The organism is Proteiniphilum sp. (genome assembly GCF_034331125.1).
GTDB lineage: Bacteria > Bacteroidota > Bacteroidia > Bacteroidales > Dysgonomonadaceae > Proteiniphilum > Proteiniphilum saccharofermentans.
In genome coordinates this window covers 24,149-49,938 of sequence record NZ_JAXQGC010000028.1, presented here as the reverse complement: position 1 = coordinate 49,938, position 25,790 = coordinate 24,149, and the positions used below count along the sequence as shown (strand labels likewise).

The window sequence follows — 25,790 nt, the reverse complement described above, 5'->3', positions numbered from 1 at the left end:
AATTTCATGTTTTAGGATAAATGGTACATATTAAAATGTCAGATTCACACCAAAGGTGAAAGAACGCGCCTTGGGCATATAGTTACGCGGCTCAATGCCGGGTGAAAGGCCGGCACCGCTGTCGGTGGCTTCGCCGCGGAAGAGTTCCACTTCGGGGTCAAGCCCTTTGTAACCGGTAATGACAAACAGGTTTTGTCCGGCCAGGTACACGCGTGCTTTTTCGAGCCAGCCAATTGATTGAGTATTGAACGTGTATCCGACAGCCATATTATCAAGCCGTATATGTGATGCATCCTCCAGGTAGAAAGACGTTACACGCGAGTTTTCACTTAAGGTAGTTACCAATTCGTCGTTCAGGGCATTGGCTCCGCTTATATAGGTATTGTTTCCATACGCCGCACGGGGGTTATTCAGTGCTTTGTTTCCAACGGTACCCCTGAAAAAAATACTGGCATCCCAGTTTTTCCAGGTGAACGCATTATTCCAGCCAAAGGTCAGGTCGGGTTGCGAATCACCCACATAGGTGCGGTCGTCATCGGTAATTTGTCCGTCATCATTGATATCTTCAATGATATACTTACCGTCTTCGGTCAGACCGGTACATTTTAACATATAGAATTGCCCTATGGGATATCCCACCTCCACCACATGCGAGGTAACGCCCGATGCACCACGTATCCACGGGTCGCCCGTATAGATGCGTCCGGTCGAATACAATTCATTGGAAAGTTTGGTGACTTTGTTTTTATTGTGTGCAAGGTTGACGGAAGTCGTATAGGTAAATCTCCTGTTTTTCACCACATCGATATTCAGCAGTAGTTCGATTCCCTTATTACTCATATCTCCCACGTTTGCCTGGATTTCATTGTAAACATAGGTAGGTGTAGACACATCATAGGTATATAGCATGTCGGATGTCTGCTTGTCATACCATTCGATGGTACCGCTGAGACGGTTGTTGAACAATGAAAAATCAAACCCTATATTCAACATGGCGGTTGACTCCCACTTGAGGTCGGGATTGGCATTCTGCGATATCTTATAAGCGATCAGTTGCGCACCGTTACTATAATAGGTCCCGGCGGCCGAATAGAGTTCGAGGGATTTATAGGGCTGCAACCCATCCTGGTTACCCGTAACTCCGTATCCGACACGGAACTTCAGGTCGTTCACCCAGCTGACATCTTTCATAAACGACTCCTGTGAAATGCCCCAGGCGGCCGATGCCGAGGGGAATGTCCCCCATTTATGGTTTTGCCCGAATTTGGACGACCCGTCCCTGCGGACCGTGGCGGTCACCATATAACGGTCCTGATAGCTGTAATGCGCACGCCCGAAAAACGAGATCAGTTTGTAGGCATTTTTACTGGAAGTGACCTCTCCTATTTTCAAAGAGTTCCCTGACTGGATATTGTCGGCTCCCATGGAACTGACGATAAAGTCGGTCGCTTGGGAGCGCTGGCTCGAGTAAATGTTATTCTCCCACGAATAACCGATAATAGCATCGAGTTTATGGGAATCATTACCGCCGAAGTTCGATTGATAATTAGCAGTCCATTCCATCAACTCACGATCCCATTTGCGCGCCTGGCGGATAGCAAGGCCGTTATTACCTTGTCCGCGCGAGTTGCGGGGATCCTGCCATTCGCTGTAGTCATTACTGAAACGGCTTTTGTAGAGTGATGCCTTTACATTGAGGCCTTCGGCAATATCGAACTGGAGATCTCCCGCTCCGTAAAAATAGTTGCTACTCGCTTTCCGGTAATTCTGATCCTGGTTTTGCACGGGGTTTCCCTGATCGTAATTATTGTTGGCCCCGGTAAAATACGACCCGTCCTCGTTATAGACCGGAAAAACCGGCGGCATGTTATAAGCGAGAATGAAATCATCGGCAAAAGGAAAGCGCATATCCGACAAATTACCCGAACCGGTAAGCCCTACACGCAAACGGTCATCAATGGCGCGCTGCTGGAACTGGAAACGGAATGAATGGCGTTTCATATAATTGTCGCGAGCGATACCGGTCCGATCCAGATAAGTATATGAAGCGCGGTAATTGTGTTTGGAACCTCCACCCGACAAAGAAAGGGAATGGTTGGTGGATATTCCCGTACGAAGCATTTCCCCGAACCAATCGGTATCGGCCGTATATGAATCGTAGTTGCTGATATCGTTATCCAGTTCCCTGTTAGTCGCACGCCATTGTGCTGCGTTCATCATATCGGGTTTATTGGCAACAACATCCATCGACACATAGCCGTCGTACTGCATAAGGTTCTTGGCTCCCGATCCGCGCTTGGTAGTGATGAGAATGACCCCTCCCGCGGCGCGCGATCCGTAAATAGCTGCAGATGAAGCGTCTTTGAGCACCGAGATCGACTCGATGTCGGAAGGAGATACGGTGGACATGTCTCCACCGGGTATGCCGTCGATCACGATCATCGGTCCCTGGTCGTTCTGCAAGGTAGAGGTTCCGCGCAGGCGTATCTGCGAACTGCGTGTTACATCGCCCGAACCTGAAGTGATGATTAATCCGGCTACTTTCCCCTGTAACAAGTCGGAGGCATCACGGTTAATACCTTTATTAAAGTGCTCTTCCGATACATTAGCGATGGAACCGGTGATTTCGCGGCGTGTCTGCGTACCGTAACCGACGACCACCACTTCCTCAAGCAACTCGGTATCTTCCTCAAGCACAATATCAAAATCGGTACGCCCATCAACCGGTATAATTATCGTTTGCATTCCGACGTAAGATATCTCTAATGAAGCCGAAGATGGGACATTCTGGAGCACAAAACGTCCATCCGCATCGGTGACGGTACCGGTAGAAGTACCCTGTACCTGCACGGTTACACCGGTAAGCAACTCACCCGCTGCATCTTTTACCGTGCCACTCACAGTAAGATTCTGTGCAAATAGATTCAAAGAGAATGTCCATATAACTATGAACATCATTCCTTTCAGTAGATTTAACATTTCTTTTTTCATACGATTAGTTTATTTGTTTACACTATGGGTATAGAACCACAATAACTAGTTAATTTAATGATTTATCGATTTGTGGATTAGAATTATCAAATCGGTACATCATCGCATCATTAAATAGACTTACATGCTCATTTCATACGATTTTTTAGATTTTAGTATTATGTTATTTGGGATTGAGAAATTGACGTATTTAACGTCAAGAGATGTACGAAAGCGTTCATACCGCTCCCATACCCAAACCCACTCCATAAAGAAACGGGTTGGATCAAAGAAATTCACGCATATCCGAAATAAATAACGGATTTTATAATTGGGGCTGAAATAAATTACTTTGGAATATTTTAGGATAAGATCTTGTAAATTTGGTATTAGACGGAAAGACTTACAATAGCTTATTAATTTGTTAAATAATACAAAATACCCCCCATAATTTATGTTTTATTAACATAGCGGAGGTGCACGACAAAACGGCAAACTTTTCCAGGAAGTGAATCATAGCAGTTACTTCTTTAATTAACAGATTCATCTTCTAACAAAAGCGAAGATAGCAAGAGTTATCGACTTGGACAAACAGAAGACAGTAAAATTTACAGAAATGATATATATTTAACATTGTAAAAAATAGCTCCCCAGCGACTTATTGAGTTTGCGGCAATTACCGCTTAGCTATACTTGAAAATTATAACGAACTATTGATTAATACCAAAAAGGAGGAAAATCCGTCGGACCTCCTCCTATATTTTATACTCTCTGTATTGATTTATCTTCTCATTTACTTATCCGGCACATGCTTATATCTAAAGAGGATGGCAAACAGAATGGTAACTACAAGGGCATAACCGGCAAAAATAAACCAGACACTTTGCCAATCACCAATCAGAAGCGATATAGTTGTAGAGCCTACGGTTACGTCTGTCCAGGAGCAGAACCGGTTCACTACCCATTGTGCCCATAATGTCCCCACTGTGGCACCTATCCCATTAGTCATCAACATAAACATTCCCTGTGCGCTGGCACGAATAGTATGCGGTGTTTCCTTGTCAACGAACAATGATCCTGAAACATTGAAGAAATCGAAAGCTACGCCATATACCAGCATAGAGAATAACAACAGCCACACACCGCTGCCGGGATTACCCAACCCGAAGAACCCGAAGCGCAGTACCCAGGCAAGCATGGCAATCAACATCACGTTCTTAATACCATAACGTTTCAGGAAGAAAGGGATCAACAGGATACAGAGCGCTTCCGATATCTGGGAAAGTGATATCAATATATTTGAATGCTTTACGCCAAAAGTACCGGCATACTCCGGATAAGCTTCAAAGCTGGCGATGAATGGGTTGGCAAATCCGTTAGTAATTTGCAAGGCGACACCCAACAGCATCGAAAAAATAAAAAAGATTGCCATCTTTCTTATTTTAAAGAGTTTGAAGGCATCTAACCCAAGCGCCTGAAACAGGGTCTTACTACCAGTTGCCGTTGACACAGGACAATTGGGAAGTGTGAACGCATAAATCCCCAGCATAAAGCCCAATACAGCACTCACCACAAACTGCATCGAAGAAGTCTGGTATCCCAGTATATCCACAAGCCACATAGTACAGATAAAACCTATCGTACCAAATACACGTATAGGCGGGAAAGCCTTTACCGTATCCATTCCACCCTTTTCAAGAATAGTATAAGCTACCGAATTGGACAGGGCCAATGTGGGCATATAAAAAGCTACACTCAATGCATAAAGGCCAAAAATAGTGGAGAATGAGACTTCCGTTCCACTATATAATCCATATAGGCCGGCAGACAGCATGAAGGAAGCAGCAACCAGATGGCTTATTCCCAGCAATTTTTGCGCAGGCACCCACCTGTCGGCCACAATCCCCATAATGGCAGGCATAAAAATGGATACTATCCCTTGTACGGAGTAAAAAATACCGATGTGCGATCCCAGTCCGGCAGGTCCCAAATAACGGGACATGGAAGTAAGATAGGCCCCCCATATTGCGAACTGGAGGAAATTCATGATAATTAGTCTGATTCTCAGCGACATATGTTTTATTTCAATTATTATTTATTGATATTAGGCTATTACCAATCTGACGTTCAATTGATTACCTGCTAAGCCACGGTGCCGGATTGAGCTTGTTTGTCTTTTGCCACAACTGGAAATGCATCGTGGAGACACCTGTATCCGGATCAGTAAAGATCCGCCCTAATGACTGTCCGGTTTTCACTTTGTCTCCCTGCTTTACAAACAAGTCGTATATATTGGCATAGAATGTATAGTAATCACCATGACGTACAATCACACAGGTATTGGAACCGGGGAAGGAGAATACTTTCGAAACTTCCCCATCGAATACGCTACGGATATTAGCACCTCTTTCAGCCTGAATATCAACCCCATTACTATTGGTAGTAACATTCCATTCATTATGTTTTTTGGCACCGAAATTACCCACAATGGCTGCTGTACCGGTAACCGGCATAGGCAGTTTACCCCTGTTGGCAGCAAAATCTTTCGAGAGATTAAAGGTCTCGGCCGATGCTGTACTCCTGCCGGCCTCAATTCTGGGTCCCGGCGCAGCACCGGAGGCACGCTCTTCTGTTTTCTCGGGGGTCTCACGCCCGGTCTCCTCACGGCTCTCACCCCTTCGCCGATCTTCAGCCAGCTTCTCTTCCGCTTTTCTCCGCCGTTCAGCCTCTTCCGCTTTTCTCCTGGCCTCCGCCTCACGTTCCAGCCGTGCCACCTCTTCAGCGATAAGTCTCTCAATCTGGGCATTTAACTGGTCAGCCCGTTGCTGTTTTTCCCGAAGTGTCCTCTGCAATTCCCGCTCCTGTCCCTTGACAGTCGCCATCTCCGACTGACGTGTTTTCTCTTCTCCCTGTAACCGTTTCTGTTCCTCCTGTAACGAGGCCAATGCTTTTTCTCTATCAGCCTTGGCTTTAGCCAGTAATTCCTGTTTTTCCTTTATTTCAGCATGCTGCTTCTTTATTTCTTCAGCCTGTATTTTCTGCCATTTGGAATATTCACGCAAATATTGCATTCTCCGTAACGATTCCCCTACCGATTTACCTGATAAGATAAAAAGCAGTTTATTCTGGCTGAACTTATGGTTCAGCATCCCTTTCATCGCATCGGCGTAATATTCCTGCTTCTTTTTCAGCTCTTTATTTAGTCGGGATATCTCACTTTCGAGACGCACCTCCTCCTTCCGCAACGCTTCTATCTCCCGGCTCTGTACATCTATCAATTTTTTACGGGCCGATATCTGGTTGTTGATAAGGTTAATCCTGTCTAAGATTGTTGTAGTCTGCTTTTTAACATCAAGATAAAGTTTATTCGTACTTCTTATCTCTTCCATCAATGCCTGCTGTTGCCGCTGCAAATTCTCGATCTGCTGTGTTTGAGACAACAGAAGGAGAGCGACGGCGTGGAAAAGTAAAAAGAATACAAATTTCTTCATACGATTAATCGTTTAAACTAAAAGTGAAAAACTAAAAATGAAAAGTCGACTATTTAAGATATTCGGGATTTCAAATCATCCATTTAATTTTTCACTATTCACTTTTCACTATTCACTTTTTATCACTTCTTCGGAGAGAGAACTTTCAGTACCTCATCGATAGACGTTTTCGTATAGTTCGACGGTACATTCAGTTCCAACTCTAACGGGGTATCGGTAACTACATCGGAAAAGATCAACTCCGCATTGGTTTTCCGTGATGCAGAAGAGAGCGTGATATTCATCTTATGTGGAAATGGCACATTGTTTAACATCATAAAATTATGATATTCCCACTGCATGTAATGTTTTTTCTCCGACTGCATCAGATGGGCAAAGGTGATCCGGTCATCTCCATTGACAGTAAACGAATAGTCGATACCGGAATTACCATCTTGGGCAGTAATATGATAATTCTGGTCGGAGGCACGATTATAACTGAAAAGAGTGTAATCATCCGCATCAACCTTCTCTTTTCCGGATACAAAAAGCGCGTTGGTAAACAACGACTGCATCGTATAATAGTCGAATCCAACAGGATAGAGTTCCTTTAACGTGGAGAACGATTCCAACACATACCGTTTATTCATCCTGTCGAGTAAAAACAACGTATCCGGGTTAATGTAGATCCGGAACATCTCCACACCGAAAAGCGGCTGTATAGAGATCTGAAGGGCTTCGTCCTTCACAATCCGCAGATTGGCCCTGGAGCTATATGATTTTGTACCGGAGGTCATTCCCATATTGAGCCTGGCTAAAAGAGTACGATAAGGAAATTCACTCGCTATAATATCACTGAAAAGTTCATGGTGAGCTTTGCTTACCACGGGAGAAGTAGAATAAACTATCCTCTGTTTCGGTTTACATGCGGTGAATGCCACAGCAGATAATAAACAAATGACTAAAATTTGTCGATAACGAGAAATATCCATAATTACAATTCGCCGGTTTTTATTTTTTTATCCAATTCAGGGGAATCTCCCCCTAACTCTTTGGCTTTTTTCCATTGTTCCAATGCTTTCTCTTTCTCTCCGGTCTGGAACAGCACGTCTCCGTAATGCTCCACTACCTCTGCCGAAAGATCATCCTCTTTACTGTTCTCAATAGCCCGTTCTATATAGATCTTAGCCAATGTATAAGAGCCTTGTTCATACAGCACCCACCCATATGTATCGAGATAAGTAGGATTCGTCGGCTCCGCCTTCACTGTGATACCACTCATTTGTTCTGCTTTATCGAGATCTTTCTTCTCCAATGACAGATAATAGCTGTAATTGTTTAAAACAGGCAGACTCTGCGGATTCAACTGCAATGCCTTTTCATAACTTTCGAAAGCCTTTTCTTTGTTACCGAGGAAATAATTCAGATCGCCAATCTGTCCATGAAAATCGGACTCCACAATTGGGTTTCGCATAGTGGCATTGGCCAATCCATCCTCGAAAACTTTCAATGCTTCCTGATGATTATCCTGTTGATAGTGAACTGCACCTAAATAGAAATAGAACTGGGCTTCCTGAGGCAGATGTTTCAATGCTTCAGTGGTCACCTCTTTTATTTTTTCCAGATCCTGGTCGGACAAAGCAATACGAAGTAATTGTTCATATCCCGCAGGATCCTCCGGACTGGCTTCGATGTATTTCTCGAACTGCTTTGAAGCTCCCTCTTTGTCTTCTTGCAATAAAAGTACATTCCCATAGATCATATTTAATTGGGAATTATTGGGATGCTGCTCAAAAAGGGTTTCAAAAAGAGAGTTCACCTGCTTCATATCCTGTTGGCTCTGTTGCAGAATACCAAGGTAGCGGGTAAGCAATTGTAATTTCACCTCCACATCCATCGACGAGTTTGCAACAGCCTTTTGTAACTCTGCCTGTGCCGCCTGCTTATCGTTGGTTCTCTCATAATAATTTACCATGGAAAGGATAAGCGCAGGATAATCGGGATCAATCGCTTTGGCTCTCTCGTAATACTTCAATGCCTCTTCATCTCGATTATCTTCAAGATACAGATCTCCCATCAAAATAAGGTATCTCGGTTCAGAGGGATTTTTTTCAATGATCTGCTTGATCTCGTCGAAAGCTTGTTCTTTCTCATCCATCATTGAATAGAGACGGAACTTATTCAGGGCGATCATCTCGTTGATACCGGTATTCTTTTCCAATTCGACGAGCGTATCGATTGCTTCCTGGAATTCCCCGGCTTCAGCAAAAGCATTGGCCAACTCAAACCGGACATCGAGTTTTTCCGGATACAATTGTGACAAATGGCTATAGATATCGATTACTTCCTGCTTCAGGCCAAGTTCCTTGCTTAAACCGGCCAGCATCATATTATAATAATAATTATCGGGATCATAGGCAACCGACCGCCGAAAAAAATCAAGGGCTTTATTTTTCTCCTGCAACACGTTATAAAATGTTCCCAGTTCTACCAATACATTGGCATTGGTAGAATCAAGTGCATAGCAATGTTGAAACAAATCGATCGCCTGATCGTAATTCCCCAAGGCTTTTGCATTCAATGCCCCGTAAAAGTAATAGTCGAATTTGCGTCTTGTCTCCTCGTCGAGTTGGATTCCCTGTCCCTTTTTCTCCCGCTGCGCCACTATCTCTAGCGGCCATATTAAAGATATAGACAACAACAGAAGGAATGCGAGAAGTATTTTTTTTATAACAGTTATCCGATATAACATTCTTGTTCTTATAAAGTTACATTATAGCAAGTGAGTAAAGTGCACGCTCCTTTCTAAGGTGACATTGAAATAGCTACTGCCTGCCGGTATGGCCGAATCCTCCGGCACCACGCTCCGTTTCGTCGAGTGAATCCACAGGCTTCCACTCCACACGGGCATGTTGTGCTATCACCATCTGGCAGATGCGCTCTCCGTCTTGTATGGTGAAGTCCTCGTTCGAAAGATTCACCAGGATCACTCTTATTTCACCACGATAATCGGCGTCTATAGTCCCGGGAGCATTCACAATTCCAATACCATGCTTGATGGCTAATCCGCTACGGGGACGGATCTGGGCTTCGTAACCTTCCGGGAGTTGAATATAAATACCGGTGGGCACTAATGTCCGTTCAAGCGGTTTCAATACTATAGATTCCTCTAAATTTGCACGCAAATCCATACCTGCAGCAAATGCCGTAGCATATTCGGGTAAGGAATGCCGTGACTTATTGACTATTTTAATTTCCATCAGAAACGTCTATTCTGTTTAATCATGCGAATTTATACAATTCCGAGGAATTAGGAGCCTATTTGATGAAATTTAATGAAATAAATATAGTTCTGCTCTCACTTAACGAAAAAGTTCACTGAAGTTAGACTTTTTCATCGTTCGGCAAAACAAATATATTTGTTCTGCTCTCACTTAACGAAAAAGTTTTATCTTTGTAATATGAGTGATCACAATGATCTTTTGGCAAAATTGCGCCAGACACTAAATGAACAAGGTATAGACTCATTCCATATTCTCGAAGACCTGGTACCGATTGAGGAGCAAATGGAATTTTTCAGGTACTTCGACCGCTTACGGAGGGAGAACAGCCTTTTTGTGCGCGATGATGAGGTGAGCATATTATTTTCCCCCGATGAGCCTATCGAGCGAAAGAAGAGAAGTTTGACCTTGTTGGCATCTATCCCCGACGTAGGTGCTTACCGTTCCATTGAGACCTATCACAGCAGCCCACTGGAACCGGAACTACTGCACTGGTCGTCCATGGCATTGGTGAGCAGTCGCATCGTATTAAGTTCTGACCTTTCCGGACACCAACAGGTCTATATCTCCTCCGGGTTGGGCGGACAGGACAAGAAACTGCGTTTCTTTGCACTTTTCACAACCAATGACAGGCAACACTTTACCGATTTGCAGAAAGAGATGGTTGAGCGTGAGTTTACCTTTCAACTGCAAAAAGCAGATGTCGTGATTGAAAAATTTGAGATCAGGGAAAATTACTTTACCATTCTGATGCTCTTCCCATTCAGCAAGGATGTAAAATCGAGTCTCAATGACGCTATCACCGAATGTAACCAATACGGTAATTTTCTCGATACCAAATTCCTTTTCACCAATGTAAAAGTGCTGAGCGAAAAAGAGATTGAAAATATACTGGAGAAAAAATAAGCTCCTGTAATTGCGCTGATATCAGATATGACGATACAACCGGCCTGTAGAAAACAGTTTTACACGGCAATTTTCACCGTGGTATTCATCACTTTTGCCGTGTCGCCAGCCGCACAGGAGATTCCCTTTATCCCTCCCGTCTACAACTACACAACTGACCTTTACAACGCTGGTAACCAAAACTGGGCCATTGCCCAGGGGAGCAATGGGGTGATTTATTTCGGTAATGATAACGGAATGCTCAGTTATGACGGCGTCAACTGGAACTTACATAACCTGCCTAATAACCTCTCCGTTAAATCTATCTATATCGACTCCCACAACAGTAACGAACGTATCTACGTAGGCTCTTTCGAGGAGTTCGGTTATTTCGAGTCCAATGAAACCAATCAACTTATCTATCACTCGCTCAGGCATAATGTGGAGGATCATCAGTTCCATAATGATGAGATATGGGGCATCTACCCGTTTAACGGAAAACTCTATTTTCAGTCATTTTCGACAATTTTCATCTACGACGGGAAGGAAGTAAGGAGTCGAAAACCTTATCCCGCAGTCTTATACTTTTTCCCGGCAGGAGAAAAGATGTTCGCACAATTGATCGGCAACGGTTTCTGCCTCTTCGACGGTGAGCATTTTCATCCGGTATTTACACGTGAGCAGTGGAATAACGATAATGTAATAGCCCTGCTCCCCTATGAGGAGGATTGGCTGTTGGTCACTTCCAAAAACGGATTATACCGGTTTTCCGAAGAAGAATATACATTAACGCCATGGAATATTTCCGCCTGGAGTGAACTGCAACAAAGTACAATTAACCGTGCTATCGCCTCGGGCGATTCATACATCTTCGGAACAATCAACAGCGGCATTTTCGCGATCGGTAAAGATGGGGAGAAAATATGGCACATTGACCGGAGCAACGGGCTCAACAACAATACGGTACTGGCATTGTCCAGAGACCGTGACCACACAGTCTGGGCCGCCCTCGACAACGGCATCTCCAACATCAGGACACATTCCCCTTTATCTTTTTTTGAACCGGCAGATAGCCAGATCGGGCCGGTAGAAGATATACTGTTTCACGACAACCGCCTCTACCTGGCTACCAACCAGGGGATTTACAGTTTTTCCGACACCGACGGGAACCTCTTCCGTATTCCCGGATTCGATATTCAGTCGTGGTTCATCAAAAGTTTCGACAATCAGGTCTTCGTGGGGCATAATCTGGGCACTTCACTCCTGCAGGATTTCCATGAGATACCTGTTCAGGGAGCCCGCACAGGAGGTATGGATATGAAACAGGCGACGATCAACGGCAGGGATATTCTGCTGGAATCCTCCTATACTTCCCTATTTGTCTATATACAGGACTCTTCGGGCAACTGGACTTTCAGTCACGCCGTGGAAGGCTTTTCGGACCTGATCAAAAACCTTGAAATAGATCACGCTGGCAATATCTGGGCAGGACATATGTACAAAGGCGTATACCGCTTAAAACTGGATAGCGATCTTCGGAAGGTGATTGAGATAGAGAATTATTTGTCGTTCGACAGTACGCAGGTCTCTACCTACCGGCCTATCAAGGTCATGAAACTGAGAGGGAGGATTGTTTTTGCCGACGGTGACCGTTTCTTCACTTATGATGATATCGGGCATAAGATCATTCCTTTCGATCTGTTGAACAATGACCTGCCCGGCTTTGCCGATACCCACCGTATCGTTCCCGTGAACGACAACCTCTTTTGGTTCATTCGTCATAAAGAGTATGTTCTGGTGGAATATAATGAAAACAAATATGTCATCAAAGACCGTATACCATACAGTATCCTGAATAACCCGCCCAATGTAGGAAGAGCGAATCTTCTGGTAACCGGTGACAATAGTTCCTACTTCTGTATGAACGGGGGAATAGGGAAATATTCGTTCTCTGATGGACAACCGGAAGTAAAGACAGACCTGCAGATCGCATCTATAACCTTTCACAACCGGAACAACGATCAGATATTCTATCTCGATCCCACCAAAAAGGGGATCATCGCTTACCAGAATAACAATATTACATTCCAGTTCCTGTACCCCGAATTCTCTAAAAAGATATTCCAGATAGAAAGTTATTTGCAGGGATACGATAGCCGTTGGGTAAATACTGACGGAAGCAGATCTGCCTATTACCATAACCTTCCTGCGGGTGACTACACCCTCTACGCGCATATAAAGGACAGTTCGGGAAAAGTATTGTCTACCGCAAGCTACTCATTCCGTATAAAAAACCCATGGTACAAAACCTGGTGGGCATATCTGGTATATTCCCTCATTATCGGGTCCCTGGCAGGATTTCTGATAAAAAAACATATACAGAGAATTGTCCGTAAAAAACACAAACTTTTCGAAGAACAGGAGAACAGGCGCATAGCCCAGATAGAACGGCAGGAAAAAGAGATCACTACATTACAGAACGAAAAACTGGAAGCAGAACTCACCTATAAAGGAAAAGAGCTGGCCAGTGCCGCCATGATGCTGATCAATCACTCCGAATTTTTAAAAAATTTGCGGGAAAGTATCCAATCACTCATTCTTGCGGGAAAAATCAATCGCACCGAGGGCAACGAACTACTCACCATGATCGGGAAAAACCTCCCGGAAGAGGATGAATGGAATCTCTTTCAAAGCAATTTTGACCTGATCCATGAGAATTTCTTCCGGAAACTCAAAGAACGGTATCCATCACTCACACCCACCGACCTGAAGTTATGCTCATTGCTCAGATTGAACTATTCATCGAAGGAGGTCGCCGAAATGTTGAATATTTCTATCCGCGGCGTAGAAGCCGCCCGATACCGTTTACGCAAGAAACTGAACCTTTCGGAAACCGATAATCTAGTCGATTTTATGATCAAGTTCCAATAATCTAATAAGGTACTACAGAACCTGTATCTCCTCATTTTTCAATCATCTAATTAAGAGAGTATTAATATTCACAGAAGTAGTAAAAAAGTACCCTCTAAAAATATGTTATACAACATAACGTATTTTTGACGGGGTTTTTTATTTCTTATACACCATGCACAACCTTATTTTTGCCTGGGAAATAATATATCAATTTTACGCTAAATGTAAGAAAAGACAAGTTCTATTGTCATCTATGAGAATGAAAAAACAATTGAATTTTAATGAACAAATTAAAAAAGGATCCATGAAATTAAAAATCGTAACAGTAATTAGTTTTCTCTTCTGTTCTATTCTTTTATCTGCCCAGCAGATAACCGTTTCAGGAACAGTGACCGAGGGATCCACTGGTGATCCGGCCATAGGAGTCTCCGTGTTAGTAAAAGGCACTACCAACGGTACCGTAACAGATATCGATGGAAATTATTCCCTGTCTAACGTATCGAGTGATGCCATTCTGGTTTTTAGTTACATAGGGATGTTAACCCAGGAAGAGCCGGTGAATGGTCGGTCCACTATTAATGTAACGCTGCAGGAAGATGTGCAGGCATTGGAAGAGGTGGTAGTGATCGGATATGGTACAAGTAGGGTAAAAGACCTTACTTCGGCAATTACCACCATCAGACCCGATGAAATCATGAAAACACCTGCGAGCCAGCCAATGTCGGCATTACAGGGCAAAGTGCCCGGACTACAGATTGTCAGCAGCGGGAGTCCGGGCACTTCCCCGACTGTCCGTGTCCGGGGTATCGGCTCTTACCCGGGAAGAGACAATGAGGCGCCTCTGTATGTGGTGGATGGAGTATTTTATAATGATATAGGGTTTTTAAACTCTGCGGATATAGCTTCCGTATCTATTCTGAAAGATGCTTCGGCTGCCGCGATTTATGGTGTGCGTGCGGCGAATGGGGTGATCTTGATTGAAACGAAATCAGGACAATTTGACAAAAAGCCTGAAATAACATTTGATGGCTATTATGGTGTACAAGTCGCCCAGAATGTGCTAAAAATGTCGAATGCCGAACAATTCGTGACCATGGCAATGGAATCAGGGTCATCTACTGATATCAGTAACATCGACAGGGCCATGCAACGTTACGGGCGAAGCCGTATCAACCCCAATATACCGGATGTAAATACCGACTGGTACAAGGAGATTTTACGGACAGCTCCCATACAAAATTATAATTTCGATGTATCCGGGGGAGGGTCAAATGTATCCTATTCAGTAGGTGCGAACTATTTTGCACAACAGGGAATCCTGGATATGAAGAACGAATATGAAAGGTATAATTTTCGCTCAAAACTTGATTTCAAAGCAACCGATTGGTTAAAACTTGGTAATAATTTTATCTGGAGCCAGTCAACACAATATCCGGAGGAAGTGGGAGCCTGGAACCTGGCCTATTTTGCCGTACCAATCCTACCTGTGTATGACGAATTGAATACGCAGGCAACCCCCATTAATTTTGCCAATGCCCAGGACATGGGATACAGAGGGGGACAAAACCCTTTCCCGACAATGCAATTCAGCAACAAAAGAAATCAGGGAAAGAGATTACTGGCAAACTTTTATGCAGAAGCGACACTGGTTCCTGATAAGTTGATTTTCAAAACCACTTATAACCAGGCATACCATAACCTGAAAGAACGTCACGTACTTCTTCCCTATTTTATCGGTAATAATTTTCAGAGGCCAAATGCCGAATTGATAAAAAGGCAAAAAATCTATTCAGACGTAACCTGGGACAATTTATTGACCTATACCGACAATTTCGGCAAACACAACCTTAGTGTCATGGGAGGAACATCATTTCGTGACGAATCTTATGAGTTGCTTGAAGCCAAAGGGTTGAATTTTCCCATAGGACAGGAACAATCATGGTATATCGATCAGGCTGAAACAATACCGGTTGACGGGGTAATCAACGACGGGCTGCGCCAATACGGTATGTCTTATTTCGGCCGCCTGTCTTATAATTATGCCAACAAATATTTGTTCTACGCCACAATGCGTGCGGACGGAAGCTCCAAATACCAGGAAAAATGGGGATATTTCCCTACAGTCGGTATTGGATGGGTCCTTACCGAAGAAGATTTTTTAAGCAACAACGATCTCATCAATTTTTTGAAATTACGTGCAAGTTGGGGACAATTGGGTAACGATAAAATTCAGGCAAGCGATGGGGCATTTACAACGGACGTCATTACTACAGCATTGGGCGATGTACTTTATTCAGGGACAACAGTAGGCGGCGTTTATTCATCTCTTCGTTGGGAGCTTACAGAGGAGTCGAATTTCGGAGTAACAGCCAATTTCTTCAACAACAGGTTGTCACTTGATGCCGACTACTATATTCGTGATACGAAAGAAGCCGCGATCAACGTAAAAATCCCGGCAGTAGGCGGAGAAGTGCTCAGAAACGTAGGTGTGATCCGGAATTCCGGCTTCGAAGTGGCCCTTGACTGGAGCGACCAGATCGCGGGTGATTTCCGGTACAATATAGGAGCAAATATATCCACATTAAAGAATGAGGTACGCGATCTCTACGGTCAACCCTATATAGACGGAGGATCAGCCGAATTCCGGCAACGTTCTATAATAGGACAACCTCTCCTGGCATTCTATGGATATGAAGTAGTAGGGGTCTATCAGAATCAAGCGGAAATAGAGGCAGATCCTGTTGCCCAAGCGAACGGACTGGTACCGGGCGACCTTAAATTCAGGGATACTAACGGTGATGGTGATGTCAATGACGACGACCGTGTAGTACTCGGCTCTTATTTCCCCAACTTCATGTACGGGGCAAATATCGGCTTGGGATACAAGAATTTCGATTTTTCCCTCAGCCTGATGGGACAAAGCGGTAATAAGATCCTTAATCGCAAGAGGGGTGAATTTATCTGGACAAATGATACCAATATCGATGCTGATCTGGCCGAGAATCGCTGGCACGGCGAAGGGACTTCCAACAGCTATCCTTCTTCAGCCGGATTAAGGAAAGGATGGAACCAAAAAATGAGTACTTTCTTTGTGGAGGACGGATCATTTTTCCGCATACAGAATATTCAATTGGGATATAATATCCAGAATCAGCAATGGTTTGGTTACCAGATGCCTTTCATGAGACTTTATCTCACTGCCGACCGGCCGCTGACGCTGTTCAAGTATAACGGATTCAATCCGGAAGTACCCAACGGGATAGATACACAAACCTATCCTATTCCAGCCACATATACTGTGGGTTTAACAATAAAATTTTAACTATCTAATTCAAAATTAATATGCAACAGATAAAAAAATATATAGCCGTTCCTTTCATTCTGCTCATGCTGCTTTTTACCGCCTGCCATGACCTGCTGGATGAACCGGCCGAAAACAGGACGTTTACAGGGGAGACCGATTATACCCAATCGGAAAATATGATCCTCCCATTGATAGGAGCTTATGCAAAATTTTATGATATTGGTTGGGAAACCTATCCGCTTATCTCTGTCCGTGGAGATGATGTGAATGCCGGAGGATTAGGTGACCAGCAGGATTTTATGGAAACCGATCATTTTCGCTATAACAAAGATTATTGGATGTACAACTCTCTCTGGGAAGGTTTTTATTCCAGGGTATTCACCCATTATTCGGCAATAGATCAAATAGAGCTTTATAGAGAAAATGGGGGCAGCAATAGTCTGGCCGACCAATATATTGCTGAGATCAAAACTATGCGGGCCTTCCTGCTGTTCCAGCTATCCCGTGTCTGGGGTGATATTTTCATTCCGACGAGTTATGATCCCACCCAATTACTTGAAGCGGAGCTTTCTACCAAAGAGCAGGTGATGCAGTTTATCTCCGATGAGATGACGGAAGCTATCAATGCATTGCCCGATATACATCCCAGCGAACGGACGGATATTCCCGGAGGAGTGACCAGATATGCCGCGCTTGCAGTAAAAGCCTTAGCCAATCTTGAATTAAAGAATTATCAGGCTGTCGCGGACGCGACCTCACAAATTATCCAGTCAGGCAGGTTCACACTGGATCCGGACTTTTACGAACTGTTCAAAACAAAGGGAAAATTAAACCGGGAGAACATTCTGGAATTTCAGTATTCCGATTTCGGACAAGGTTCCGGAGACAGGAAAAGCTATTTATGGGCATTTTTCGGTCCTCAAAACTGGACACCTAGTGTTACGGGCATTGGCGGCGGATGGGGATTTTTTGAACCCAGCCTGAAATATATCAAGTTTATGCTTGACAGGGGTGAGACGACACGCCTTGAAACCAGCGTGCTCTTTACCAACAGAGGAATCCAGGAAATCAGGAAAGATCCTGCATACGCTACCCTGCCCGGTTGGATTTCCAACACTACCCGGTCAGGCGATGTGATCAACGATTTTGCCCGTGCCCTGTTTTCCAGTGGGAAACATTATCTGCCAAGCGACCAGATCATTCCCGGGCGAACCGAGTATAGTTCCAGTAAGAATATGCAGCTTATCCGCTATTCCGAAATATTGCTGATGCATGCCGAAGCATTAACCAGCGGGGCATCCTCAACTGCAATGACAGCCGATCAGGCTGTAAACCTGGTACGGAACAGGGCCGGCTTGGGCAATCTGTCGGGAGTAACACACCAGCAGGTGATAGATGAAAAGTTTGCCGAACTGGCTATGGAATGGGGTACCCGTTATTATGACATGTTGCGGTTGGAAAGATATAATGAATTAAGTTATGATGGAAGGACTTTCACTCCGAATCTCGCATTTCTGCCTTATCCGCAGAATCAGGTAGACCAACTTCCGGCCCTGAGAGGAGAATAAATAAACATCTAATCTAACAAAAAATGAAGACATTCAAATATTTATTATTCAGCATGATGGCCATCTTTGTCATGGCTTGTGAAAGCGGTATTGATCCTATCACGCCGGTTGATCCGGGGCCGGATGAAACGGCGCCGGTGATTCAGGTACAATATCCCTTAGAAGGCACATTAATCAGAGTAAGGGAAGATGTAACATCGATCAACATTCGGGCTGATGTGACAGACGACATTGAACTCGCATCAGTAACCATAAGTCTTGATGGGACAGATATTATGACTTTTTCGGATTTCAAAGATTACCGTCATTCGATCATCTCACACAACCATGCTACACTTACTAATGGTGAGCATACACTCAGTGTAACTGCAAAAGATTTATCTGGAAAGTCCACTACACAGTCAGTAAACTTTGAAAAAGTTCCTCCATATGTGCCTGAATTTGATGGTGAAATATTCTATTTGCCATTTGATGGCGATTATCTGGACCTTGTCAGCATAAATGATGCGACAAAAGTAGGCAACCCCTCTTTTGCGGATGGAAAAATCCAAAAAGCATACCTAGGAGCTGCAGACGCCTACCTTACTTTCCCTACAAAAGATGAAAGCAAAGGTCTTGATCTTTTAGGTACGGAGTTCAGTGCAGCCTTCTGGTATAAATTAAACTCCTCTCCCGACCGGGCCGGGATATTAGTTATCGGTCCTGAAGACACCGCAAACCCTACTGCAATGAATAATCGAAATCACGGATTTAGATTTTTCAGAGAGGGAAGTTCTACTAAACAAACCTTTAAACTGAATGCAGGTAATGGGACATCTGATGTTTGGTTCGACGGAGGAGATAATGCAAGTCTAGCAAACACCGGAGAATGGGTACATATCGCTTTTACCATATCCAATTCGAAATGTGCGGTGTATTTTAACGGGGAAGTCGTGAAAGAAGACCCTTTTACAGGGATAAGCTGGAGTGGATGTGATATTTTATCTATCGGATCAGGAGCTCCCAGATTTACTGGTTGGAGTCACTTCTCAGACCGGAGTCTGATCGATGAGTTGCGTTTGTTCAATAAAGCATTGACACAGGCAGAAATTAAAACGATTATCGCAAATTAAGAATCAGCTTCTGCTTTTGAGCTGTTTGGTTTAATTTTTGGTCAAAACAAAAGAAAAGCCCTACACACAAAGTTGGGTAGGGCTTTTTTACCGCTTACCGATGATAAGATTAATTACATATTCAATTCTGTTCTTTTTTATCATTGCCTGTGACAAAGAGGCAGAGACTCCGGGAGGTTCCGACCAGAACGACGTTCCGTTGACATACCGTTCGGTTGTGATAGACGGGATCTCAGACGGGCTCAGGTATGAAAACGTCGGAAGGAATCCGGAGATCCTGGTCTCATTCAGTACCGCGATCGATCAATCATCGGCCTCACAGGCAATCAGTCTGGCAGATAAGGATATGAACAAGGTCACCGTAGGGATTTCCTTCATGAATGGCGATAGCGCCATTGTGATAAGGCCATCCTCCCCTCTCGGATGGTTATCAAAATATACATTGACCGTATCGACAAATCTGAAAAGTAAGCGAAAAGCATCCCTTATCGCGCCGGTCTCCGTAAACATGGTTACGGCACTGGATTCTACTGATAAATTCCCTGTTATCCCCGATGAAGGGTTGCTGACACTGGTTCAAAAACAAACATTCAGGTATTTCTGGGATTTCGGGCATCCCGTAAGCGGGATGGCTCGTGAGCGAAGTTCATCGGGAGATATTGTCACCACAGGCGGTACCGGATTTGGGATTATGGCAATGATCGTGGCCGTTGAACGACAATTCATAGACCGGGGGGCAGCAGTGACCCGCCTGTTGAAGATCGCCCGCTTTTTGAAAAATAATGCCACCCCGTACCATGGAGCTTTCGCCCATTGGATCAATGGCAGTACCGGCCAGACACAGCCTTTTAGTGAAAAAGATAACGGTGCGGACCTTGTAGAGACTTCTTTTTTATTCCAGGGACTATTGACAGCAAGGCAATATTTCACAGGTGAGAATCCGGAAGAAAAAGAATTGAGGGAATTGATCACTGAATTATGGGAAGCGGTCGACTGGTCGTGGTTCCGACGTAATAATGAAGAGGTGCTTTACTGGCACTGGAGTCCCGATTACGGCTGGGAGATGAACCATAGGATCAGAGGTTGGAATGAATGTCTGATCACTTATGTACTGGCAGCGTCATCCCCTACCTTCCCGATCAGTAAAACCGTTTATGACAATGGTTGGGCGGATAATGGCAATATGAGGAACAATGGAACATATTACGATTTCCAACTACCCTTAGGCCCTTCTTACGGAGGTCCCCTCTTTTTCGCCCATTACTCATTTCTCGGCTTAAATCCGAAGAACTTGCAGGATCAATATGCCGATTACTGGCAACAGAATGTAAATCACGCTAGGATCAATCATGCATATTGCAGTAGAAATCCGTCCAATCATCTGGGATATAGCGGGATATGTTGGGGATTGACCGCCAGCGACGGAAATAACGGATACAACGCGCACTCTCCTACCAACGACAAAGGCGTGATAACGCCAACGGCCGCTTTGTCTTCAATGCCTTATACACCTGAGGAATCCATGGCGGCGCTTCATTTCTTCTATTATAAATTAGGAGATAAATTATGGAAACAATACGGATTCATAGACGCATTTAATCTGACGGAGAAATGGTATGCAAGTGATTTCCTGGCAATCGACCAGGGGCCTATCATCGTCATGATCGAAAATTACAGGACCGGACTGATTTGGGATCTTTTTATGGATATTCCTGAAATACAGGCAGGACTAACGAAACTCGGATTTACTTATTGAAGCAAGGATGGTTATGCAAAAATTTCTTTTTTTATTCTTTGCCCTGACATTCATGTTACGGGTTGATATGTATGGACAATCATTCTCATCCGGCAATGAGACGGCATCGAAATATTTGTATGATTACCTGTTTTTCGACAATAGTCCGATGGATGGTTCCTACTATTACACAAAAACCGGTTACACCGATCCCTCATGGATAAAAAATATACACAACCGGTTGCCGGTCTCCGATATATCTTTCAGTCCCGGTAATTCATTGGAGTTGACATACACATCTTCCATGGAAGGGGAATGGTATTGTGAAGTGCAATATCAACGCGTGAGAGGAATCGACTTCTTTCGTACGCCCGATGTACTGTCGCTTCAACTTCTCATGGGAGAAGATTTTGAGATCAATGCACTGCCTAAGATCGCGATCAGGTATAAAGACAGTACCTATACCAAACAGTTAAGAGTGGCAGACTATATACCCGGAAAAAACAGAGGGACATGGCACAATGTACGAATTCCCCTGATTGATTTCGAAATAAATGAAATAAACGACACGAACATAAATGTTTTAGCGGCCGTAGCGTTTTATCCCGGATCGAAAGACGGAAAGCAATATACGCTTTATCTCGACGATATTGAACTATTGCCCGCATCTTTACCGGAAACCGATTCTTTATCCACCCCTGCGTTGAAAGAGGTCGAAGCATATGAGAGACATATCGATGTGGTTTGGGAACCACAGGCAAAAGGAGAAATAAAATATTACCGCATCTATCGTTCCAATGACGGGATATCTTATGATCCGATAGGTATCAGCCGTCCCTGGTTAAACCGTTACACCGATTATGTAGGTGAAACGGAATATAAGGCATGGTACAAAGTAACAGCCGTAGACTATGCATTAAAAGAATCCCCCGAATCGGGAGCAATAGCGGCGACCACTTACCCAATGACTGACGAGCAACTGTTGGATATGGTGCAGGAGGCCCATTTCCGCTATTATTGGGAAGGTGCGGAGCCAAACAGTGGACTTGCCCGTGAAAATATTCCCGGCAGAAGAGATATGATTGCCACCGGAGCGTCAGGATTTGGGATCATGGCGATTATCGCGGCCACGGAAAGGGGATTCATAACAAGGGAAGAAGCGGTTGAAAGATTTACGACCATCACCTCGTTCCTATCGGGGGCTGATAAATTCCATGGCGCTGTTTCGCATTTTATAGACGGTACCACAGGCAAGACCATTCCTTTCTTCGGTCAGAGAGACAATGGCGGTGATTTAGTGGAAACATCGTTCCTCGCGCAGGGGTTGTTGGCGGCACATCAATATTTTAACCGGGATACTGACGAAGAAAAACAGATCCGGGAAAGAATAGATGCCTTCTGGAAAGGAATCGAATGGGACTGGTATAAGCGTTATCCCGAAAGCCCGTTCCTATACTGGCATTGGTCGCCCGATCAGGAGTGGGTGATCGACCACCGCCTGATCGGTTGGAACGAGACAATGATCACCTATTTACTGGCAATCATGTCTCCTTCGCATGCCATTGAACCTGAAATGTATTACAGCGGTTGGGCAAGTCTTTCCGATATAGCACAGGATTATAGAAAAAACTGGGGAAAAACTGATGACGGTTCTCATTATGCAAACGGAAAGACCTATTACGGATTAAAACTGGATATAGGTGTCTCCAACGGTGGTCCTCTGTTTTTTGTCCATTATTCTTATCTGGGATTAAATCCGCACAGTTTTACTGACAGATTTACGAACTATTTCCATAACAATCAAACCATTGCACAGATCAATTATCGCTATTGCATGGAAAATCCCGGAAATTATGTTGGTTATGGAGCCGATTGTTGGGGACTTACTGCCAGTGATTTCGCATGGGGTTATCAGGCACAGGAGCCCGTACCATTCAGGGATAACGGAACTATTGCCCCTACCGGCGCATTGGCTTCTTTTCCTTATACACCCCACGAATCGATGGCTGCCCTTAAGAATTACTACAGGAATTACGGATACTTCTTATGGGGAGAATACGGATTCAGAGATGCTTTCAACCTGTCCGAAAACTGGTGCTCATCCATTTTTATGGGGCTGAATCAGGCGCCCATCACCGTGATGATAGAAAATTACCGGAGTGGCCTGATATGGGAGCTGTTCATGAGCCATCCCGATGTCAAGAAGGGAATAGAAAAAATAAACAGTATCAGATAAATCGTATGAAAAAAATATTTTATTATATCTTATTGGGCGTAAGCACCTGCTCTCTGACTCTTTGTACCGGGAGCCAGAGTAAAAAAGTCGGGGATGGATCCCGTTTGACCGTAGATCGTGCAAAAGAGTTGTATTCGGAGATTTCTTTCACGTCGCAGTTAAACGAATTAAGTGATAAAGAAAAAGACGCCGGTTGGCAATTGCTCTTCGATGGAGTTACCGGTAACGGTTGGCATGGCTATAATCAGCAGGGTATTCCTGAATTCTGGAGTATTGAAGACGGAAGTCTGACCGTGAACAGTACAGGAATGGGAGAAGAGCAGGACATCATTACGGACAAAATATACAGGAATTTCGCATTTACCGTAGAATATAAGTTAAGTAAAGGCGCGAACAGCGGTATCATTTTCCAGCTAAAAGAAGACAGCAAGTATAAATATCCTTACGAAACAGGTCCGGAATTTCAATTGATAGACCACGACAACTGGCCTGACCCGTTGGAAGATTGGCAGATCCATGGTGCGAACTATGCCATGTATCCGCCGTTAGCCAAGCCTTATAATCCGTTCGGTGAATGGAACCGGCTTTTACTGGTTGTGGAAGGAAACGATGTAATACAGATGATAAACGGTGAATTGGTAGTAAGCTATACCAAATACTCGGATGAATGGAACGAATTGCGTAATAGTGGCAAATGGACCGATTTCCCCGATTGGGGAAAATTTGACGAAGGAAATATCTCATTGCAAAATCATGGAACTAAAGTCTGGTTCCGGAATATTAAAATTAAGGAGTTATAAATAATGGCTACCAGGAGAACCTTTATAAAAAATACACTTTTTACTGTAACCGGACTGACAATATTACCGTCTTACGTAGTAAGTGGTGTGAAACGTAGCGAAGTATTCAAGGCGCCCAGCGATAAATTGAATATTGCCGGCATTGGGATCGGTGGAAAAGGACATCCCAATCTCGTGGGAATGAACACCGAGAACATCATTGGTTTATGCGATGTAGACTGGAAATATGCAGACAATTGCTTTAAAGAATTTCCACAGGCAAAGCGTTACAAAGATTGGCGGCGCATGTTCGATGAAATAGGAAAAGATATTGACGGGATCATGATCTCCACTCCCGATCATACCCATGCGATCATAGCAGCTACGGCGCTCACGATGGACAAACATGTTTACTGCCAGAAACCCCTCACCCACTCCATCTATGAAAGCAGGCTCCTTACAAAATTGGCCGAAAAACACAAAGTAGCCACCCAAATGGGTAATCAGGGTAATTCAGGGGATGGTGTGAGACAGCTTTGTGAATGGATATGGAATGGCGAAATTGGTGAAGTAAAGGAAGTACATGCCTGGACAAACCGTCCGATCTGGCCACAGGGATTACAGCGCCCCACGGCAAAAATGAAAGTTCCGCCCACACTCGACTGGGATCTTTTCCTCGGCCCCGCACCCTTCCGTCCTTATCATGAAGTATATACGCCCTGGAACTGGCGGGGATGGTGGGATTTCGGAACCGGTGCTTTCGGGGATATGGCGTGCCATGTTTTAGATCCGGTATATCAGGCGTTGAAACTGAAATACCCACATAGTATTCAAGGCAGTTCATCTCCCATCAACACAGAATCCCCACCCCAATCGGAAAAAGTAGAGTTCCGTTTTCCTCAAAGGGACAATCTCCCCAAAGTGGCTATGCCTGAAGTGAGTGTGCACTGGTATGATGGCGGATTGATGCCCGACCGGCCCGATCAGCTCCCCGACGGCACCGACCTTATGCGCGATGGTCTTGGTGGGTGCCTGTTTGTGGGATCTAAAGATATACTCCTTTGTGATTGCGGAGGATTTAATCCGCGCCTGCTCTCCGGCCGGGAGCCAGATGTACCTCAATCGTTAAGACGGGTTCCCGGTGCAACCGGATATACAGATGGATACCACGAACAAGACTGGGTGAGGGCATGTAAAGAATCCCCCGAAAGCCGGGTGGAAACATCTGCCAATTTTTCCTATTCGGGGCCATTTAATGAAATGGTACTTCTTGGAGTGTTGGCTATCAGATTACAAAACTTAAAGAAAATATTACGATGGGACGGCGACAATATGAAGTTTACTAACATTTCGCCTTCCGAAGAATTAGTAATCATTTCCGAAAACTCATTCAAAGTGATAGAGGGTCATCCCCATTTCGATGAAAAAACAGAAAAATTCAATGCACTTGCGGCTGCAAATGAATATATAAAACATACTTACAGGGAAGGCTGGATATTACCCGCTATGCCCGGATAAAAAATTGATTTTACAGAAA

15 protein-coding genes are annotated in these 25,790 nt (G+C 44.2%); 9 read left to right on the top strand and 6 right to left on the bottom strand.

The annotated features are described in order from the left end of the window. Positions 1-30 precede the first annotated feature (30 nt). The 6 genes from U2P89_RS05900 to dut all read right to left on the bottom strand — a co-directional run bounded on the left by U2P89_RS05900 (position 31) and on the right by dut (position 9,700). A complete protein-coding gene (locus tag U2P89_RS05900) occupies positions 31-2,991 on the bottom strand; it encodes a TonB-dependent receptor (RefSeq protein WP_322190900.1) in 2,961 nt (986 codons plus the stop codon). Between the two features lie 772 nt (positions 2,992-3,763). Beyond that, on the bottom strand, positions 3,764-5,044 hold the full coding sequence (locus tag U2P89_RS05895) for an MFS transporter (protein ID WP_322190899.1): 1,281 nt from the start codon (positions 5,042-5,044) through the stop codon (positions 3,764-3,766). A 61-nt stretch (positions 5,045-5,105) separates the two neighbouring features. Further along, positions 5,106-6,461, bottom strand: a complete 1,356-nt coding sequence (locus tag U2P89_RS05890) for a peptidoglycan DD-metalloendopeptidase family protein (RefSeq protein WP_091905799.1) — start codon at positions 6,459-6,461, stop codon at positions 5,106-5,108. Positions 6,462-6,583: 122 nt separating this feature from the next. Further along, complete coding sequence (locus U2P89_RS05885; RefSeq protein WP_322190898.1) at positions 6,584-7,327, bottom strand: DUF4292 domain-containing protein; 744 nt, start codon at positions 7,325-7,327, stop codon at positions 6,584-6,586. 107 nt (positions 7,328-7,434) lie between these two features. Then, the gene (locus U2P89_RS05880; protein ID WP_322190897.1) at positions 7,435-9,192 is read right to left on the bottom strand and encodes a tetratricopeptide repeat protein; all 1,758 of its coding nucleotides are present in this window, start codon (positions 9,190-9,192) and stop codon (positions 7,435-7,437) included. 73 nt (positions 9,193-9,265) lie between these two features. After that, positions 9,266-9,700 (bottom strand): dUTP diphosphatase, encoded by a 435-nt coding sequence (gene dut, locus U2P89_RS05875; protein WP_076931210.1) that lies wholly within the window; start codon positions 9,698-9,700, stop codon positions 9,266-9,268. A gap of 201 nt (positions 9,701-9,901) precedes the next feature. Between dut and U2P89_RS05870 the strand changes: the two genes are divergently transcribed. From U2P89_RS05870 to U2P89_RS05830, 9 genes are all read left to right on the top strand, one after another. Then, positions 9,902-10,627: a hypothetical protein gene (locus U2P89_RS05870; RefSeq protein WP_076931211.1), complete on the top strand. Its 726-nt coding sequence runs from the start codon at positions 9,902-9,904 to the stop codon at positions 10,625-10,627. 27 nt (positions 10,628-10,654) lie between these two features. Next, a complete protein-coding gene (locus U2P89_RS05865; protein WP_322190896.1) occupies positions 10,655-13,537 on the top strand; it encodes a triple tyrosine motif-containing protein in 2,883 nt (960 codons plus the stop codon). Positions 13,538-13,823: 286 nt separating this feature from the next. Beyond that, positions 13,824-16,841 carry a TonB-dependent receptor gene (locus U2P89_RS05860; RefSeq protein ID WP_322190895.1) on the top strand — a complete coding sequence of 1,006 codons (3,018 nt, stop codon included), beginning with the start codon at positions 13,824-13,826 and terminating at the stop codon, positions 16,839-16,841. Between the two features lie 20 nt (positions 16,842-16,861). Continuing rightward, positions 16,862-18,391, top strand: a complete 1,530-nt coding sequence (locus tag U2P89_RS05855; protein WP_322190894.1) for a RagB/SusD family nutrient uptake outer membrane protein — start codon at positions 16,862-16,864, stop codon at positions 18,389-18,391. A gap of 23 nt (positions 18,392-18,414) precedes the next feature. Beyond that, positions 18,415-19,503, top strand: a complete 1,089-nt coding sequence (locus tag U2P89_RS05850) for a LamG-like jellyroll fold domain-containing protein (protein ID WP_322190893.1) — start codon at positions 18,415-18,417, stop codon at positions 19,501-19,503. Positions 19,504-19,603: 100 nt separating this feature from the next. Next, positions 19,604-21,259, top strand: a complete 1,656-nt coding sequence (locus U2P89_RS05845; protein WP_322190892.1) for a glucoamylase family protein — start codon at positions 19,604-19,606, stop codon at positions 21,257-21,259. A gap of 13 nt (positions 21,260-21,272) precedes the next feature. Beyond that, the gene (locus U2P89_RS05840) at positions 21,273-23,474 is read left to right on the top strand and encodes a glucoamylase family protein (protein WP_322190891.1); all 2,202 of its coding nucleotides are present in this window, start codon (positions 21,273-21,275) and stop codon (positions 23,472-23,474) included. Between the two features lie 5 nt (positions 23,475-23,479). Continuing rightward, the gene (locus tag U2P89_RS05835) at positions 23,480-24,274 is read left to right on the top strand and encodes a DUF1080 domain-containing protein (RefSeq protein WP_322190890.1); all 795 of its coding nucleotides are present in this window, start codon (positions 23,480-23,482) and stop codon (positions 24,272-24,274) included. 3 nt (positions 24,275-24,277) lie between these two features. Beyond that, on the top strand, positions 24,278-25,771 hold the full coding sequence (locus U2P89_RS05830; protein ID WP_322190889.1) for a Gfo/Idh/MocA family oxidoreductase: 1,494 nt from the start codon (positions 24,278-24,280) through the stop codon (positions 25,769-25,771). Positions 25,772-25,790: the final 19 nt, after the last annotated feature.